The organism is Curtobacterium sp. MCLR17_034 (assembly GCF_003234485.1).
GTDB classification, from domain to species: Bacteria; Actinomycetota; Actinomycetes; order Actinomycetales; family Microbacteriaceae; genus Curtobacterium; species Curtobacterium flaccumfaciens.
Genome location: NZ_QKTH01000017.1, coordinates 22,972 through 37,662, shown reverse-complemented (window position 1 = coordinate 37,662; position 14,691 = coordinate 22,972). Strand labels below are relative to the sequence as shown.

The 14,691-nt window shown below is 71.5% G+C and carries 15 protein-coding genes; 14 read left to right on the top strand and 1 reads right to left on the bottom strand.

What is annotated here, in order from left to right; genetic code table 11:
* Nucleotides 1–94 precede the first annotated feature (94 nt).
* The 13 genes from DEI98_RS15025 to csrA all read left to right on the top strand — a co-directional run bounded on the left by DEI98_RS15025 (nucleotide 95) and on the right by csrA (nucleotide 10,712).
* Nucleotides 95–391: a flagellar FlbD family protein gene (locus DEI98_RS15025; protein ID WP_027465534.1), complete on the top strand. Its 297-nt coding sequence runs from the start codon at nucleotides 95–97 to the stop codon at nucleotides 389–391.
* Between the two features lies 1 nt (nucleotide 392).
* The gene (locus DEI98_RS15020; RefSeq protein WP_111039553.1) at nucleotides 393–1,217 is read left to right on the top strand and encodes a motility protein A; all 825 of its coding nucleotides are present in this window, start codon (nucleotides 393–395) and stop codon (nucleotides 1,215–1,217) included.
* 2 nt (nucleotides 1,218–1,219) lie between these two features.
* Nucleotides 1,220–2,149, top strand: a complete 930-nt coding sequence (locus DEI98_RS15015) for a flagellar motor protein MotB (protein ID WP_111101178.1) — start codon at nucleotides 1,220–1,222, stop codon at nucleotides 2,147–2,149.
* A gap of 64 nt (nucleotides 2,150–2,213) precedes the next feature.
* Entirely contained in the window at nucleotides 2,214–3,092 is an 879-nt protein-coding gene (locus tag DEI98_RS15010) for a flagellar motor switch protein FliM (protein ID WP_111101177.1), read from the top strand.
* Nucleotides 3,092–3,796 carry a flagellar motor switch protein FliN gene (gene fliN / locus DEI98_RS15005; protein ID WP_111101176.1) on the top strand — a complete coding sequence of 235 codons (705 nt, stop codon included), beginning with the start codon at nucleotides 3,092–3,094 and terminating at the stop codon, nucleotides 3,794–3,796. Before DEI98_RS15010 ends, fliN begins: the two co-directional genes overlap by 1 nt.
* A 7-nt stretch (nucleotides 3,797–3,803) precedes the next feature.
* Nucleotides 3,804–4,364 (top strand): flagellar biosynthetic protein FliO, encoded by a 561-nt coding sequence (locus DEI98_RS15000; protein WP_111101175.1) that lies wholly within the window; start codon nucleotides 3,804–3,806, stop codon nucleotides 4,362–4,364.
* Nucleotides 4,361–5,197, top strand: a complete 837-nt coding sequence (fliP, locus tag DEI98_RS14995) for a flagellar type III secretion system pore protein FliP (protein WP_027465540.1) — start codon at nucleotides 4,361–4,363, stop codon at nucleotides 5,195–5,197. The genes DEI98_RS15000 and fliP overlap by 4 nt, the downstream gene beginning before the upstream one ends.
* A gap of 9 nt (nucleotides 5,198–5,206) precedes the next feature.
* Nucleotides 5,207–5,482, top strand: a complete 276-nt coding sequence (locus tag DEI98_RS14990) for a flagellar biosynthetic protein FliQ (protein ID WP_017887433.1) — start codon at nucleotides 5,207–5,209, stop codon at nucleotides 5,480–5,482.
* A complete protein-coding gene (locus DEI98_RS14985; RefSeq protein ID WP_071403902.1) occupies nucleotides 5,482–6,240 on the top strand; it encodes a flagellar biosynthetic protein FliR in 759 nt (252 codons plus the stop codon). Before DEI98_RS14990 ends, DEI98_RS14985 begins: the two co-directional genes overlap by 1 nt.
* Nucleotides 6,241–6,244: 4 nt before the next feature.
* Nucleotides 6,245–7,438, top strand: coding sequence for a flagellar biosynthesis protein FlhB (locus tag DEI98_RS14980; RefSeq protein WP_111101174.1), 1,194 nt, complete (start codon nucleotides 6,245–6,247; stop codon nucleotides 7,436–7,438).
* Nucleotides 7,435–9,489 (top strand): flagellar biosynthesis protein FlhA, encoded by a 2,055-nt coding sequence (locus tag DEI98_RS14975; protein ID WP_111101173.1) that lies wholly within the window; start codon nucleotides 7,435–7,437, stop codon nucleotides 9,487–9,489. Before DEI98_RS14980 ends, DEI98_RS14975 begins: the two co-directional genes overlap by 4 nt.
* Nucleotides 9,464–10,429, top strand: a complete 966-nt coding sequence (locus tag DEI98_RS14970) for a hypothetical protein (protein WP_111101172.1) — start codon at nucleotides 9,464–9,466, stop codon at nucleotides 10,427–10,429. Before DEI98_RS14975 ends, DEI98_RS14970 begins: the two co-directional genes overlap by 26 nt.
* A 4-nt stretch (nucleotides 10,430–10,433) precedes the next feature.
* Nucleotides 10,434–10,712, top strand: a complete 279-nt coding sequence (csrA, locus tag DEI98_RS14965; protein ID WP_111101171.1) for a carbon storage regulator CsrA — start codon at nucleotides 10,434–10,436, stop codon at nucleotides 10,710–10,712.
* Between the two features lie 67 nt (nucleotides 10,713–10,779).
* On the opposite strand, the gene DEI98_RS14960 is transcribed toward csrA, so the two are convergent.
* The gene (locus DEI98_RS14960; protein ID WP_111101170.1) at nucleotides 10,780–12,930 is read right to left on the bottom strand and encodes an acyl-CoA dehydrogenase; all 2,151 of its coding nucleotides are present in this window, start codon (nucleotides 12,928–12,930) and stop codon (nucleotides 10,780–10,782) included.
* Nucleotides 12,931–13,128: 198 nt separating this feature from the next.
* Here DEI98_RS14960 and DEI98_RS14955 point away from each other — a divergent pair, with 198 nt between their 5' ends.
* Nucleotides 13,129–14,595 carry a peptide MFS transporter gene (locus DEI98_RS14955; RefSeq protein WP_111110866.1) on the top strand — a complete coding sequence of 489 codons (1,467 nt, stop codon included), beginning with the start codon at nucleotides 13,129–13,131 and terminating at the stop codon, nucleotides 14,593–14,595.
* The last annotated feature ends 96 nt before the right edge of the window (nucleotides 14,596–14,691 follow it).

Genomic DNA, 14,691 nt, shown 5'->3' with positions numbered 1-14,691 from the left:
GCGCGCCCGCCGATAGTCCTCCGTGCAGGCCCACGGACGGGCCCGCATCCCGCCCCACGGACGGCGGCGGGACGATCGAGAACCAGGACGGGCCATGATCGTCGTCACACGACTGAACGGCAGCGGATTCGCTGTGAACCCCGATCTCGTGGAGCGCATCCAGGAGACGCCGGACACGACGCTCATCATGGTCGACGGCGCGAAGTACATCGTGCGGGAGTCGATGGCCGACGTCATCGACCTGATCGCCGCGTACCGCGCACGCATCGTCGGCATGGCCTACGGAACCGACCAGGCCCCCCGCACGAACACCGGCCCGCAGCCGACGCTCGCCCCGGTCGCCGCGCTCCGCTCCACGCAGCACGGTCGCGCGCTGGACGGGGGTCGCTGACGTGGACATCGCAACGATCGTCGGCATCCTGCTCGCCTTCGGCGCCCTGTTCGGCATGGTCCAGATGGAGCACGTCGAGCTCGGTGGACTCTTCCTGCCCGCCCCGATGCTGCTCGTGTTCGGTGCCACCATCGGCTGCGGCATCGCCAGCACCACGCTGAAGGACGCGATCGCCAGCTTCAAGGCCGTGCCGAAGGCGTTCACCGGCAAGGTCACCCCGCCGGCGTCGGTCATCGACGATGTCGTCGGGCTCGCCGAGACCGCCCGCGCCAACGGCCTGCTCGCCCTCGAGCAGGAGGCCGACAAGCACGACGACCCGTTCATGAAGAAGGCGCTGCAGAACATCGCGGACGGCACCGACGGTGACGAGCTGCGGATCCTGCTCGAGGACGAGATCGAGTCGAACGCGGCCCCGACCCGGAGCGCGAGCGCGTTCTTCATGGGCCTCGGCGGCTTCGCCCCGACCGTCGGCATCATCGGCACCGTGGTCTCGCTGACCCACGTGCTCGCGAACCTCGGCAAGCCCGACGAGCTCGGACCGCTGATCGCCAGTGCGTTCGTCGCCACCCTGTGGGGCCTGCTGACCGCGAACTTCATGTGGCTGCCGATCGGCGGCAAGCTCCGCAAGCTCGCCCAGCTCGAGTCGGACCGCCAGACGCTCCTGATGGAGGGGCTGCTCGCGGTGCAGGCCGGCAGCCAGCCCCGTCTGCTCGGTGAGCGGCTGAAGGCCATGGTCCCGCCCGCCGCCCGCGCCGACACGGGCGGCAAGGGCGGCAAGGCCGGCAAGAAGGCCGACGCGGCCGACGACCAGCAGCTGGCGGCCTGACCGTGAGCGCCAACCCCCGGGGCCGCGGCCGCGGTCGCGCGAAGAAGTCCCACGACGAGGCCGAGCACCCCGACGAGCGCTGGATGGCGTCGTACATGGACATGATCACGGTGCTGATGTGCATGTTCCTCGTGCTCTTCGCGATGTCCACCGTCGACCAGGAGAAGTACATCCAGCTGAAGCAGTCGCTCGCCACCGGCTTCGGCGAGGTCGACTCGCAGAAGATCGACACCGCGAGCGGCACCGTCGTGACGAAGGACCAGGTCGAGGACGGCTCCGGCTACTCGACGGACAAGTCCCAGGCGGACCACTCGACCGCGTCGTCGGGCACGAAGGACACCAACGTCGACCCCGCGTCGACGGTGGTGCCGACCACGGCGAGCAAGCAGGACCTCGCCGAGGCGAAGCGCGAGCTCGACGACCTGACGAAGCTCGAGCGTGCGATCCAGCGCAACCTGGCGAAGGCGGGCCAGACCGAGAACGTCCAGTTCACCGTGGACGCCCGCGGCCTGATCGTCCGGTTGATCGGCAGCGAGACGTACTTCGGCACGAACAGCGCGGACCTGTCGGACCAGGCGCGGTCGATCATGGACGCCATCGCGCCGGTGCTGAAGACCTCCGAACACGACGTCAGCGTCGAGGGCCACGCCGACCAGCGGAACTCGACCGCGCCGTACGCCACCAACTGGGAGCTCAGCGCGGCGCGGGCGACCGGGGTCCTGCGCGACCTGGTCGAGCGGGGCGGGATGCCCGGCGACCACGTGCAGAGCGTCGGGTTCGGGTCGAGCCGACCGCTGGCGAAGGGCGGCACCGAGCAGGACCTCGCGCTGAACCGCCGGGTCGACATCGTGGTCCTGTCGAACGCCGACCAGGACGTCAGCGCCCTCATGCCGGCGCTGGCGAAGGCACAGGACGGAGCGCAGCAGGGCTGAGACACCGCCCCACTACGGGGTACAGCACTGACGGGGGCCCCACAGGTGACCGATAGACGCACCCGTGACCGAGACCCTGCCAGCGCCCGAGGTGTACGACTTCGCGCGCCCGTCGACGCTGGCCCGTGAGCACGCCCGGGTCCTCGAGCTCGCCTTCGAGACGTTCGCCCGCCAGTGGGGCACGCAGCTGACGGCGAAGGTCCGCGCGGTCAGCCAGGTCACCTGCGAGCAGGTGGAGATGACGACGTACGACGAGTACGCCGCGTCGCTGCCCGCGCTCACCGGCATGGTGCTGCTGCCGATCACCGGCCTGACCCCGAAGGCCGTGCTGCAGGTCCCGCTCGACGCCGCGCTGACGTGGGTGTCGCACGCGCTGGGCGCCTCGAAGCCGCTGCCGACCCCGGACCGCACCTTCACGCCCATCGAGCAGGCCCTGGTCCGCAAGATCGTCGAGGACGCCCTCGACGACCTCCGCTACTCGTTCGGCGGGCTGCTCGCGCAGGACGTCACGGTCGGCGGGTTCCAGTTCAACAGCCAGTTCGCCCAGGCCGCGCAGAAGGGCGACCTGATGATCGTCGCCTCGTTCTCGATCCGGGTCGGCGACCGCATCGCCCCCGGCACGCTGGCCCTGCCGGCCGAGGCCGTCCTGCCGCAGCTCGGCGAGGCCGCCGCACACGTGTCGCCCGCCGACGCCCGAGCCCTGCTGGACGCGCAGCTCGAGAGCGTGCCCGTGGGCGTCAGCCTGCGCTTCGCCCCGGCCGCGGTCCTGCCGACGCAGGTCCTGCGGCTCGCCGTCGGCGACGTCCTGCCGCTGCCGCACCCGCAGCACCGGCCCCTCACCATCGCGGTCGACGGCGAACCCGTCGGCACCGCCGCGGTCGGCGCGAACGGCTCGCGCCTCGCCGGCATCGTCGTCACCACCACGAGCACGGAGCAGCACTGATGACCGAAACGACCACCCTCCACACCGCAGCGGCCGAGTCGCTCGCGGCGCAGCTCCCGACGGCCGCCCCCTTGACCGCGGTGCTCCTGCCTGGAGGCGCGACACCGGTCGTGCTCGACGCGGCGACGGACGCCGTGGTCGCCTCGTTCGTCGGCGGCCTGTCGGCCGACCTGGCGCTCGTGCTCACCGACCTCGAGTCGATCACGGCCGCCGGAGGCACCGACCACGGCATCGTGGCCGTCACGGACGTCCTGCGTCCGTCGCTCGAGGCCGGGGCCGGGGTCCTCGGCGTCGGGGTGCTCGGCGAGGCGAACCGCGAGTCGGCCGCGTCGCTGCTGACCGACCCCGACACCGTCGTGTTCGAACTGGCCGCCGGTGGCCTGCCCGCCGGGTGGTTCGGCATCCGGATCCGCGAGAACGGCACGGTGTCGGCGCCCGTCGTGGCGAACCTGCCCGCCGGCAACCTCGGCCGGATCAACAACGTCGAGATGACCCTGACGGTCGAGATCGGCCGCACCCGGATGTCGGTCCGCGACGTGCTCGGCATGGAGCCCGGCGCCGTCGTCGAGCTCGACCGCAGCGCCGGTGCCCCCGCCGACGTCCTGCTGAACGGCCGCCTCATCGCGCACGGCGAGGTCGTCGTCGTCGACCAGGACTACGCGGTCCGGATCACCCGCATCCTCGACGTCGCCGAGACGGTCTGACCCGCACGTGGACACCCTCGTCGTCACCCTCCGCGTCGCGCTCTCGCTCGGCGTCGTGCTCGCCCTCATGTGGGTGCTGCACCGCGCGAGCCGCAAGCGCTTCTCGGGCAAGCCGTCGGGCCGTCGTGCGGCGACCGTCGAGGTCGTCGGTCGACAGGGCATCGGTGGCAAGGCGAGCGTCGTCGTGGTCGACGTCGAGGGGGAGCGGCTCGTGCTCGGCGTGTCCGAGCACGGGGTCAACCTGCTCACCAGCGGGCAGGCGCCCGCGCCGGAACTCACCATCGTGACCGGACCGGTGGCGCTGCCCGTGCGTCCCGCCCCGTCGGCCGACGCGTTCGGTCGGGAACTCGCGCAGCAGTCGGACGCCACCACGGGCCTCCCGGCAGGCACGGAGGACGTGACCCGCGCGACCGACGCGACCAGCGCCGTCGCGCCGCTGCCGATGCGCCCGCGCAACCGTCGCCCGCAGCGCGCCGTGCCGAGCGCGCAGCAGCTGCAGGGCTCGATCCTGTCGGTCGACACCTGGCGCCAGGCCGCCGCCGCGCTGCGGAACCGGCGGGCCGGGTGACCGCGGCAGGGCCGCACCGGCTGGCACGGTCGGGTCGACTCGTCGCCCTCGTCCTGCTCGGCCTGGCGGTCGTGGCCGGGTTCCTGATGCTCACGACGACCGGTGCGCACGCCGCCGGTGTCGTCGAACCCACCGCCCCGGCGACCCCGACCGCCCCCGCGACCGGTGACTTCAGCGTCAGCGTGAACGGTCCGGACGGCACCCCGTCGTCGGCCGTGGTGACGCTCATCGGCATCACGCTGCTGAGCGTCGCGCCCGCGCTGATGCTCATGATGACGTCGTTCACGAAGATCTTCGTCGTGCTCGCGATGACCCGGAACGCGCTCGGGCTGCAGTCCATCCCGCCGAACCAGGTGATCGCCGGACTGGCGCTGTTCCTGTCGCTGTTCGTGATGGCACCGGTGCTCGGGCACATCAACGACGACGCCCTGCAGCCCTACCTGGCCGGGCACCTCGACTTCAACCAGGCCGTCGAGATCGGCACGAAGCCCCTGCGGACCTTCATGCTCCACCAGACCCGCGACGAGGACGTCGCCCTGATCACCCGCGCCGCCGGGCTCGACAACCCGAAGTCGATGGCGGACGTGCCGATGACGACGGTGATCCCGGCGTTCATCATCTCGGAGCTCCGCAGCGCGTTCATCATCGGGTTCGTCATCTTCATCCCGTTCCTGGTGATCGACCTCGTCGTCTCCGCGGCCCTGATGTCGATGGGCATGATGATGCTCCCGCCGGTCATGATCTCGCTGCCGTTCAAGATCCTGCTCTTCGTGCTGGTCGACGGCTGGGGCCTCATCATCACGTCGCTCATCGAGAGCTACCACGTTGTCTAGGGGGCACGCATGAACCAGCAGGCCGTCATCGACCTCGTGCTCCAGGCGCTCCTGGTGTCCGGCAAGCTCGCCGCCCCGGTGCTCGTCACCTCGCTCGTCGTCGGCTTCGCGATCTCGCTGTTCCAGTCGGTGACGCAGATCCAGGAGGTCACGCTCTCGTTCGTGCCGAAGGCCGTCGCCGTCGCGATCGCCCTGGTGGTCTGCGGCAACTGGATGATCTCGGAGATGATCGCGTTCACGCACGTCGCCTTCGACATGATCCCGAAGCTGCTCGGGGCCGGTTGATGGAGCTCAGCATCGACGCCGACCGTCTGGAGGCGACCATGCTCGCCGGCGTCCGGCTCGTCGCGTTCTTCGTCATCGCGCCGCCGTTCTCATACCGGGCGTTCCCCGGCACCGTCAAGGTGATCCTCGGGCTGGGGCTCGCCATCGGCGTCGCCCCGCGCGTCGCCGTCGGTTACGAGTCGCTCGACACGGGGCCGTTCCTGCTCGCCCTGCTCACCCAGCTCGTCGTCGGGCTGTCCCTCGGGTTCCTGGTGTTCCTGGTGTTCGCCGCCGTGCAGTCGGCGGGTGCGCTCATCGACCTGTTCGGCGGGTTCACGCTCGCGCAGGCGTTCGACCCGCAGTCCCAGGTCAACGGCGCCCAGTTCACCCGCCTGTTCCAGATGACCGCGCTCGCGCTGCTCTTCACCTCGGGCGGCTACCAGCTCATCGTCGGCGGTCTGGTGCGGTCGTTCGACGCCGTGCCGCTCACCGGCACCTTCGCGGTGGACGGGCTCGCGTCGATGCTCGTGACCGCGATGTCGCAGATGTTCCTCGCCACCCTGCAGATCGCCGGCCCGCTCGTCGTCGTGCTGTTCCTGGCCGACGTCGGCCTCGGGCTGCTGACCCGCGTGGCACCGGCGCTCAACGCGTTCCAGATGGGCTTCCCGATCAAGATCGGCCTGACCGTCCTGTTCGCCGGCGCGCTCTTCATGGCCCTGCCCTCGGTGGTGTCGTCGCTGACCGGCGATGCCGTCGAGGCGATCACGGGACGGGGGTGACGACGTGTCCGACAGCGGAGAACGTTCCGAACAGGCAACCCAGCAGCGGATGCGCGAGGTCCACGAGAAGGGCCAGATCGGCCGCTCGCAGGACCTCGGCGCGTGGATCGGGATCGCCGTCGCGGCGCTCATGATCCCGGCCGCGATCGGCAACGCCGCAGCTGCGGGGCAGGACCAGCTCCTCGCCGTGCAGCGCGTCATCGAGGACCCCGAGCTCGGTGCCGTGCAGGCCCTGCTCGCCGACGCCCTCGGTTCGATGGGTGCGACCCTCGGCCCGATGCTCGCGGTCGTCGCGGTCGCGGTGCTCGCCGCCGCCGTCACCCAGGGCGGGGTGCACTTCCGCAAGATGACGCCGCAGCCCGACCACTTCGATCCCGTCGCCGGACTGAAGCGCGTGTTCGGCACCCAGGCGCTCTGGAACGGCGCGAAGGCGCTGCTCAAGACCGCCGTCGTCGGGCTCGTCCTGTGGTTCGCGGTGCAGGGGCTCATGCCGGTCCTGATGACGAGCGGGTCGCTGCCGCTGTCGGCCGTGCTCGAGGCCGCCGCCGCCGGGTCGGGCACCCTGCTGCGCGCCGCGATCGTCGCCGGACTCGTCCTCGCAGCCCTCGACGTGTTCGTGGTGATCCGCCGCAACCGGAAGCGCACGATGATGACCAAGCGCGAGGTCAAGGACGAGAACAAGCGGAGCGACGGCGACCCGCTGGTGAAGTCGCAGCGCCGCTCCCGCCAGCTCGCGATGAGCCGCAACCGGATGATCCAGGCCATCGGCACCGCGGACGTCGTGATGACGAACCCGACCCACTACGCCGTCGCGATCAAGTACGAGCCGGGCAAGTCGGCACCCCGGGTGGTGGCGAAGGGGGCCGGTCCGGTCGCCGACGTCATCCGCGCCCGTGCCGAGGAAGAGCGCGTGCCGATCGTCCGCGACGTCCCGCTCACCCGGGCGCTGCACGCCGCGTGCGAGCTCGGGCACGAGATCCCCGTCGACCTGTACACACCGGTGGCCCGCGTCCTGTCCTTCGTGATGGCGCTCAAGGCCCGTGGCACCGCGGCCGGCACGCACGCGCCGCCGCGGCCGACCACCCCGGACGAGGTCGCGAGCGTCATCGACCCCGCCACCCTGATCGGTGACCTCCGCCCCCGCAAGCTCCGCGTACCGCGCACCGCAGAGAACCAGACCGAAGGACTCCCCGCATGAACCGCAAGGACCTGCCGAAGCTCGTCGTCCCGGTGTTCATCGTCGGCATCATCCTGCTGCTGATCCTGCCGGTGCCGTCGTTCCTGCTCGACTTCCTGATCATCATCAACATCCTGCTGGCGCTGGTGATCCTGCTCACGACGCTGTTCGTGAAGAAGCCGCTCGACTTCTCGGTGTTCCCGTCCCTGCTGCTCGTCGCGACGCTGTTCCGACTCGGCCTCAACGTGGCGTCCACCCGGCTGGTGCTCGGCGAGGGCTTCGCCGGTGACGTCATCCAGGCGTTCGGCCACGTCGCCGTCTCCGGGTCGATCATCATCGGCGCGGTCATCTTCCTCATCCTCATCGTCATCCAGTTCGTCGTGGTGACGAAGGGTGCCGAGCGCGTCGCCGAGGTCGGGGCACGCTTCACCCTCGACGCGATGCCGGGCAAGCAGATGGCGATCGACGCCGACCTGAACGCCGGGCTGATCACCGACCAGGAAGCCAAGGAGCGCCGCGCCGCGGTGTCCGCCGAGGCCGACTTCTACGGCGCGATGGACGGTGCGTCGAAGTTCGTCAAGGGTGACGCGATCGCCGGCATCCTGATCATCATCATCAACCTGATCGGCGGCATCGCGATCGGCATGCTGCAGAACGGACTGTCCGTCACCGACGCCCTGTCGAAGTACGGCATCCTGACGATCGGTGACGGCCTGGTCACGCAGATCCCGGCGCTGCTCATGGCGGTCTCGACGGGCATGATCGTCACCCGGTCCGGCGCGGAGTCCGAGATGGGTTCCTCGGCCGCGACCCAGCTGTCGCAGTCGCGGAACGCCCTGATGATCGCCGGTGTCGCCGCGATCGCGATGGGCTTCATCCCCGGCATGCCGATCCTGCCGTTCCTGCTCGTCGGCGCGACCCTGCTCTTCACGGGCTGGCGCATCGGCCGGAACGCCGCCCGGGCCGAGGCCGACGCCGCCCAGCAGCAGGCACTCGCGGCCGCGGCGCCGACCGGCGACACCCCGGAGGACCTGCTCGAGCAGATGCGCGTGCACGCCCTCGAGATCCTGCTCGCCCCCGACCTGGTCGACATGGTGTCCGGCGCCTCCGACGACCTGCTCGGCCGGGTGCGTGCCCTCCGCCGCAAGATCGCGATCGACATGGGGATCGTCGTCCCGCCGGTCCGCACCCGCGACTCGATCGACCTGCCGCCGTCGACGTACGCCATCCGCATCGCCGGCGTCGAAGCCGGTCGGGGCACCGCGCCCGCCCGCAGCGTCCTGGCACTCGGCGACCACCTGGACGGCCTGCCCGGCACCTCGACCGTCGAGCCGGTCTTCGGCCTGACCGGCAAGTGGGTGCCCGCCGAACTGCGCCACGCCGCCGAGATGACCGGCGCGACCGTGATCGACCGGGTCTCCGTGCTCGTCACCCACCTGCAGGCGGTCATCGGCGACAACGCCGCGCGCCTGCTCACCCGCGAGGACGTCAAGGTCCTGACCGAGGGCGTCAAGCAGGTCAACCCCGCCGCGGTCGAGGAGCTCGTCCCCGGCATGCTCTCGATGGCCGAGCTGCAGCGGGTGCTGCAGGGCCTGCTCGCCGAGCGCGTGCCGATCAACGACCTCGGCCGGATCTGCGAGGCCCTCACGCTCCGCGCCAAGGTGTCGACCGACCCCGAGGGGCTCGTCGAGTCCGCCCGTGCGGCCCTCGGCCCGGCCCTCGCCGCCCGGCACACCGACGCCGGCACCCTGCGCGTCATCATGATCGACCCGATGCTCGAGCAGTCGATGCTCGAGGGGCTCCGGCCGTCCGAGCAGGGCAGCCAGATCGTGCTCGACGCGCACCGCATCGAGCAGGTCCTGGGCTCCGTCCGCGACGCCGTGCGCTCCGTGGAGGACCAGGGGCTCTCGGCCGTCCTGGTCTGCGCCCCGCAGCTCCGCCCGGCCGTGCACCGCATGGTCGCCGCCCAGTCGAACGGGCTCCCGGTGCTGTCGTACCAGGAGGCCACCGCCGCGGGCTCCATCATCGAGACCGTGGGAGTGGTCCGTGCCGCCGACCCGATTGCAGCGTAGCGGCGCCACGCTCGAGTCGGTCCGCGACGCGGTCCGGACCGAGTTCGGCGCGGGTGCGCGGATCGTCGCGGCCGAACGCGTGACCACGCCGGGTTTCGGCGGGCTGTTCCGCAAGGCGCACGTCGAGGCCACCGTCGAGGTGCCGGAACCGGGGGACCAGCCCACCGCCCGGGTCGTCATCGCCGACTCGCCCGTGCAGCGCGTCGGCATCGCCGCGCTGCTCGCCGACGCCGAGGCGGCCGAGGCACGCATTGCCGGCACCGACGGCACGGCGACGACGCGGGCCGACGCCTTCGCGTCGGTGCTCGACGGGTTCCAGGCGGACGGGATCACACCGAGCGCCCCGCGCCCGACGCGCGCGCCGTCCGAGCCGGACGTGCCCACCGGGGTCGACCCGCGCCTCCAGGCCGCCGTCGACGCGCAGCCGGTGGTCGACGCGCAGGCGGAGGCCGTCGCGCAGCCGGTCGTCGAGACCCGGTCGGGAGGCCCGTCCCGCGTCCTCGACGCGCCCTCGCCGGCAGCGGTGGTCCGGTCCACCGCCCCGGCCGTGCGGTCCGCGGACGGTGACCTGGTGCTCCTGGTCGGGCGGCCGAACGACGTCGACGCGGCCGCCGGGCTCTTCGCGGTGCGGCACGCACTCCGGCCGACGGACGCCGCCGACCGCCGTGCGGCGATCCTGGCGCGGGCCGACGGGGTCCGCGACGGGCACGCCGTGCTCGCCGTCGCCGCGTGGGACGACCGGGCGACCGGCGACGCGCTGCAGGCCGACCAGGTGTGGGTCGTGGTCGACGTCGGGCGGAAGCCGGCGGACTCGGCCGCGATGGTGTCCGCGGTGGCCTCGCGGCTGCCCGTGGTCGGCGTCGTGGCGATCGGCGCGGGGGAGACCGCCACGCCCGGGTCGGTGGACCTGCTGGGGCTCCCCGTCGTGTCGCTAGGCTGAACGGGTGCTGGTACTCACGCGGAAGGTCGGCGAGCGGATCCTCGTCGGCGACGACATCGTCATCACGGTGCTCGACTCCCGGGGCGACGGCGTCCGGATCGGCATCGACGCACCGCGCGGCGTGAAGATCCAGCGCGAAGAGGTCGTGCGTGCGGTCGCCGAGGCGAACGCCGAGGCCGCCGCTGCCGGTGACGATGCCGAGGCGCAGCTGCGCGCGGCGCTCGGGGCTCGCGGCGGGGCTGCCGCGGACGGCCCGACTCCGCCGGAACAGTCCGACTCCTAGCGGCCGACACGGCCACGCCCGTCACGGGCGCGGCCGCGTGTCGATCACGGTCGGGGCTGCACGTCCGTCACGGACGGGGCTTCTTCTCCTGTTCGGGCAGGCGGCCGGCGGCGGCCTCGGCGGCGAACCAGGCGCGTGCCTCGTCCTGTCGGGCCTGCTCGGCACCGAGCGCGATCGGCGCCCGGACGTGACCGGGCTCGTACCCGAAAGTCTCGATCAGCTGCGGCACGATGGGGCGGACCCGGGCGACGAGCCGGTCGATGTACGCCGACACCGCACGGGCACGCTGCGCCGACAGCCGGCCGTGCAGCAGGTACCAGTCCAGGTGCTGCTCGAGCAGGCCGAGCGCGAACAGGTCGCGCAGCCAGACGAGCACGCGTCGGGTGTCGCCCTCGGTGACCTCGTCGAGCGCCTCGGTGAAGGCGTCCCACTGCATGAGCTCGGCGTGCGCCTTCGACGCCTCGATGAGCTCGTGCTGCGAGCGGTTCAGCAGTCGGGCGGCGCGGGCGCGGTCCTTGCCGGCCGACGCCAGGCGCATGCCGATCTCGGCGACCATCGTGTCGACCCGACCGGCGAGCAGCTCGCGCTGCGTGCGGGGGTCCTGCAGGTCGGCGACGCTGGCGGCCAGGGACCCGCGGTCGGCCACGGTCTGGCCGAGGCGGCGGATGCCGGACGCGTCGGCCAGCTTCGACGCCGCGACGGCCGCCACGAACTTCGCGGTGGACGCCGGGTCCTTCGGTGCCTTCGCACGGAACTCGGTGAGCAGGCGCTTGCCGACGAGCTGCAGCAGCACGGTGTTGTCGCCCTCGAACGTCACGTAGACGTCCAGGTCGGCGCGGAGCCCGGTCAGACGGTTCTCAGCGAGGAACCCGGCACCGCCGCAGGCCTCGCGGGCCTCCTGCAGGGTGTCGAGCGCCGACCACGTCGACATCGACTTGAACGCCGCGGCCTGGGTCTCCAGGTCCTCCCGGCGTTCCGGGGTGTCCTCGCGCCCGCTGAAGACGTCGTCAAAAGTGCGCAGGAGCTTCTCGTGCGCGAACGACTGTGCGAACACCGTCGCCAGGCGCGGGATGAGACGGCGCTGGTGCCGGCCGTAGTCGAGCAGCACGCCCTCGGTGCCGTCACCGGTGGGGAACTGCCGGCGCTGCATCGCGTAGGTCAGGGCGATCTGCAGCGCGATCTTCTGGGCGACGACCGCGGCGCCGTCGAGCGACACCCGGCCCTGCACCAGGGTGCCGAGCATCGTGAAGAACCGGCGGCCGGGCGAGGCGATCGGTGACGAGTAGGTGCCGTCCGCGGCGACGTCGCCGTAGCGGTTCAGCAGGTTCGTACGGGGGACCCGGACGTGGTCGAACGCGAGCCGGCCGTTGTCGATGCCGTTCAGGCCGCCCTTGGGGCCGTCGTCCTCACCGCTCACGCCGGGCAGGAACGCCCCCTCGGCGTCGCGGAGCGGGACGTAGAACGCGTGCACGCCGTGGTCGACACCGGCGGTCACGAGCTTCGCGAACACGACGGCGGCGTGCCCGTGCAGGGCAGCGTTGCCGATGTAGTCCTTCCACGCACCGCGGAACGGCGTGTGGATCTCGAACTCCTCGGTCGCGGGGTCGTACGTCGCCGTCGTGGCGATGCTCTGCACGTCCGAGCCGTGGCCGGTCTCGGTCATCGCGAAGCAGCCGGGGACCGCGAACGAGACGATGCCCGGCAGGAACTCGCGGTGGTTGGCCTCGGTGCCCAGGTGGTGCACGGCGGACCCGAACAGTCCCCACTGCACGCCGGCCTTGATCTGCATCGACGGGTCGGCGGTGACGAGCTCCTCGAACGCGGCCAGGTTGCCGCCGTGGTTGCTCTGGCCGCCGAACTCGGCGGGGTAGGGGCGCTGGATCGCCCCGGCGTCGACCAGGGTCCGGAGCTGCTCGAGCACGCGTGCCCGGTGCTCGGGGATCGGCTGACCCTCGATCTTCTGCATCGCGGGGTCGAGCGCGAGACGCCGGGAGATCCGGCGGTCCTCGGCCCAGCGTCCGAGCAGGAGCTCCTGCACCAACTCGACGTCGATGCGGACGTCGGTGTCCGTCCCGGCGGTCGGGGTGCCCGCTGCCGGGTCGCCGGCGGCGTCGGCGTTCGGCGCGGCGTGCTGCGCGGCGTTCTTCGCGTCGACGTCCGGCGCGGTGTCGCTGCCACTGGCGGGGGTGGTGCGCTGGGCGGGTGCGGTGTCGACCATGGGCGGAGTCCTCCTGAACTGCGGTGTCCGTGTTGCACCGTCCACGCTAGACACCGGTGCCGACAGTCGCGGGAACGCCGTGCGGGCCGCACAACCCCGTGTCGCCCGTGCCGTCACGAGGTCGTGGGAACCCTCCAAAGACATGAGCGGGGTTCGACGATTGGGCGTGCCCACCCCGCCAGGGGCAGACTGGCCGCCATGTCACGTACCACCCCCGCGGACCGCGAAGGCCGTCCCGGACGCACCTTCTTCGGGCAACCGTTCGAGCTCTCCACACCGTTCGCCGTGGAGCTCTGGGAGCGGTTCTCGTTCTACGGGATGCAGGGCATCGTCCTCATCTACATGTACTACACGGTCACGCAGGGCGGCCTGGGGATCGACAAGGGCATCGCCACCGGCATCATGGGTGCCTACGGCGGCGCGGTCTACCTGTTCACGATCATCGGGGCGTGGATCGCCGACCGGCTGATCGGTGCGGACCGGACCCTGTTCGGCAGCGCGATCGTCGTGATGCTCGGGCACATCGCCCTCGCGCTCATCCCCGGGGTGGCCGGGGTCGGGGTCGGCCTCGTGCTCATCGCGCTCGGCTCCGGCGGGCTCAAGGCCACCGCCACCACGATCGTCGGCGGCCTCTACAGCCGCGAGGACCCGCGCCGCGACGCCGGCTTCTCGCTCTACTACCTCGGCGTGAACCTCGGGGCGTTCTTCGGACCGCTGCTCACCGGGCTGCTGCAGAGCTCGCTCGGCTTCCACTGGGGCTTCGGCCTGGCCGCCGTCGGCATGGCCGCGGGCCTGGTGCAGTACGCGATCCGGCGGAAGAAGCTGCCCGAGGTCGTCCGCCACGTGGCGAACCCCGTCGACCGCCGGCGTCTGCCGCTCATCGGAGCCGGCGTCGTCGTCGCGCTCGTCGTCATCGTCGTCGCCGTGCTGACCGGCCTGCTCAACGTCGGCAACCTGCCCACCGTCGTGGTGGCGGTCGTCGTGCTGGCCACCATCGGCTACTTCGTCGTCATCCTGTCGAGCGGCATCACCCGTGACGAGCGGTCGCGGGTCTTCGCGTTCATCCCGCTGTTCATCGGCAGTGCCGTGTTCTGGTCGCTCTACCAGCAGCAGTTCACCGTCGTGACGGTCTACTCCGACGAACGCCTCGACCGATCGCTGTTCGGCTGGGAGATGCCGGTGTCGTGGGTGCAGTCGATCAACCCGGTCTTCATCATCGTGCTGTCCGGTGTCTTCGCGGCACTGTGGACCAAGCTCGGCGACCGCCAGCCGTCCACCCCGACGAAGTTCGCCCTCGGCACCGGGATCATGGGGCTCGCGTTCCTGCTCTTCCTGCCGTTCACCGGCTCGGGCGAGAACGGCACGCCGCTGCTCGCGCTCGTCGGCATCCTGTTGGTCTTCACGCTCGCCGAGCTGCTGCTCTCCCCGGTCGGCCAGTCCGTCGCCACGAAGCTCGCGCCGCCGAAGTTCCAGACGCAGATGGTCGCGCTGTTCTTCCTGTCGGTGTCGCTCGGCACCGCCGTCACCGGGGTGCTGTCCCGCTACTACGACCCGGCGGACGAGGCTCCGTACTTCACGATCCTCGGCCTGGTCGCCGTCGTGGTGGGCGTGGTCCTGCTGCTCCTGGCCAAGCCGGTGCTGCGGCTCATGCGCGGCATCCGGTAACCTGAGCGGAGCCACACGCCGACGCAACCAAGGAGTCACCACCCATGCTCGAACTCATCGCAGGGATCATCATCGGCGTCGGCGTCCTCGGTGGCG

What these genes read in the sequence shown, in the direction of transcription:
- DEI98_RS15025 (WP_027465534.1), top strand. Translation starts at nt 95, where the DNA reads ATGATCGTCGTCACACGACTGAACGGCAGCGGATTCGCTGTGAACCCC.
- fliN (WP_111101176.1), top strand. Translation starts at nt 3,092, where the DNA reads ATGACCGAAACGACCACCCTCCACACCGCAGCGGCCGAGTCGCTCGCG.
- DEI98_RS14990 (WP_017887433.1), top strand. Translation starts at nt 5,207, where the DNA reads ATGAACCAGCAGGCCGTCATCGACCTCGTGCTCCAGGCGCTCCTGGTG.
- DEI98_RS14985 (WP_071403902.1), top strand. Translation starts at nt 5,482, where the DNA reads ATGGAGCTCAGCATCGACGCCGACCGTCTGGAGGCGACCATGCTCGCC.
- DEI98_RS14975 (WP_111101173.1), top strand. Translation starts at nt 7,435, where the DNA reads ATGAACCGCAAGGACCTGCCGAAGCTCGTCGTCCCGGTGTTCATCGTC.
- DEI98_RS14960 (WP_111101170.1), bottom strand. Translation starts at nt 12,930, where the DNA reads ATGGTCGACACCGCACCCGCCCAGCGCACCACCCCCGCCAGTGGCAGC.
- DEI98_RS14955 (WP_111110866.1), top strand. Translation starts at nt 13,129, where the DNA reads ATGTCACGTACCACCCCCGCGGACCGCGAAGGCCGTCCCGGACGCACC.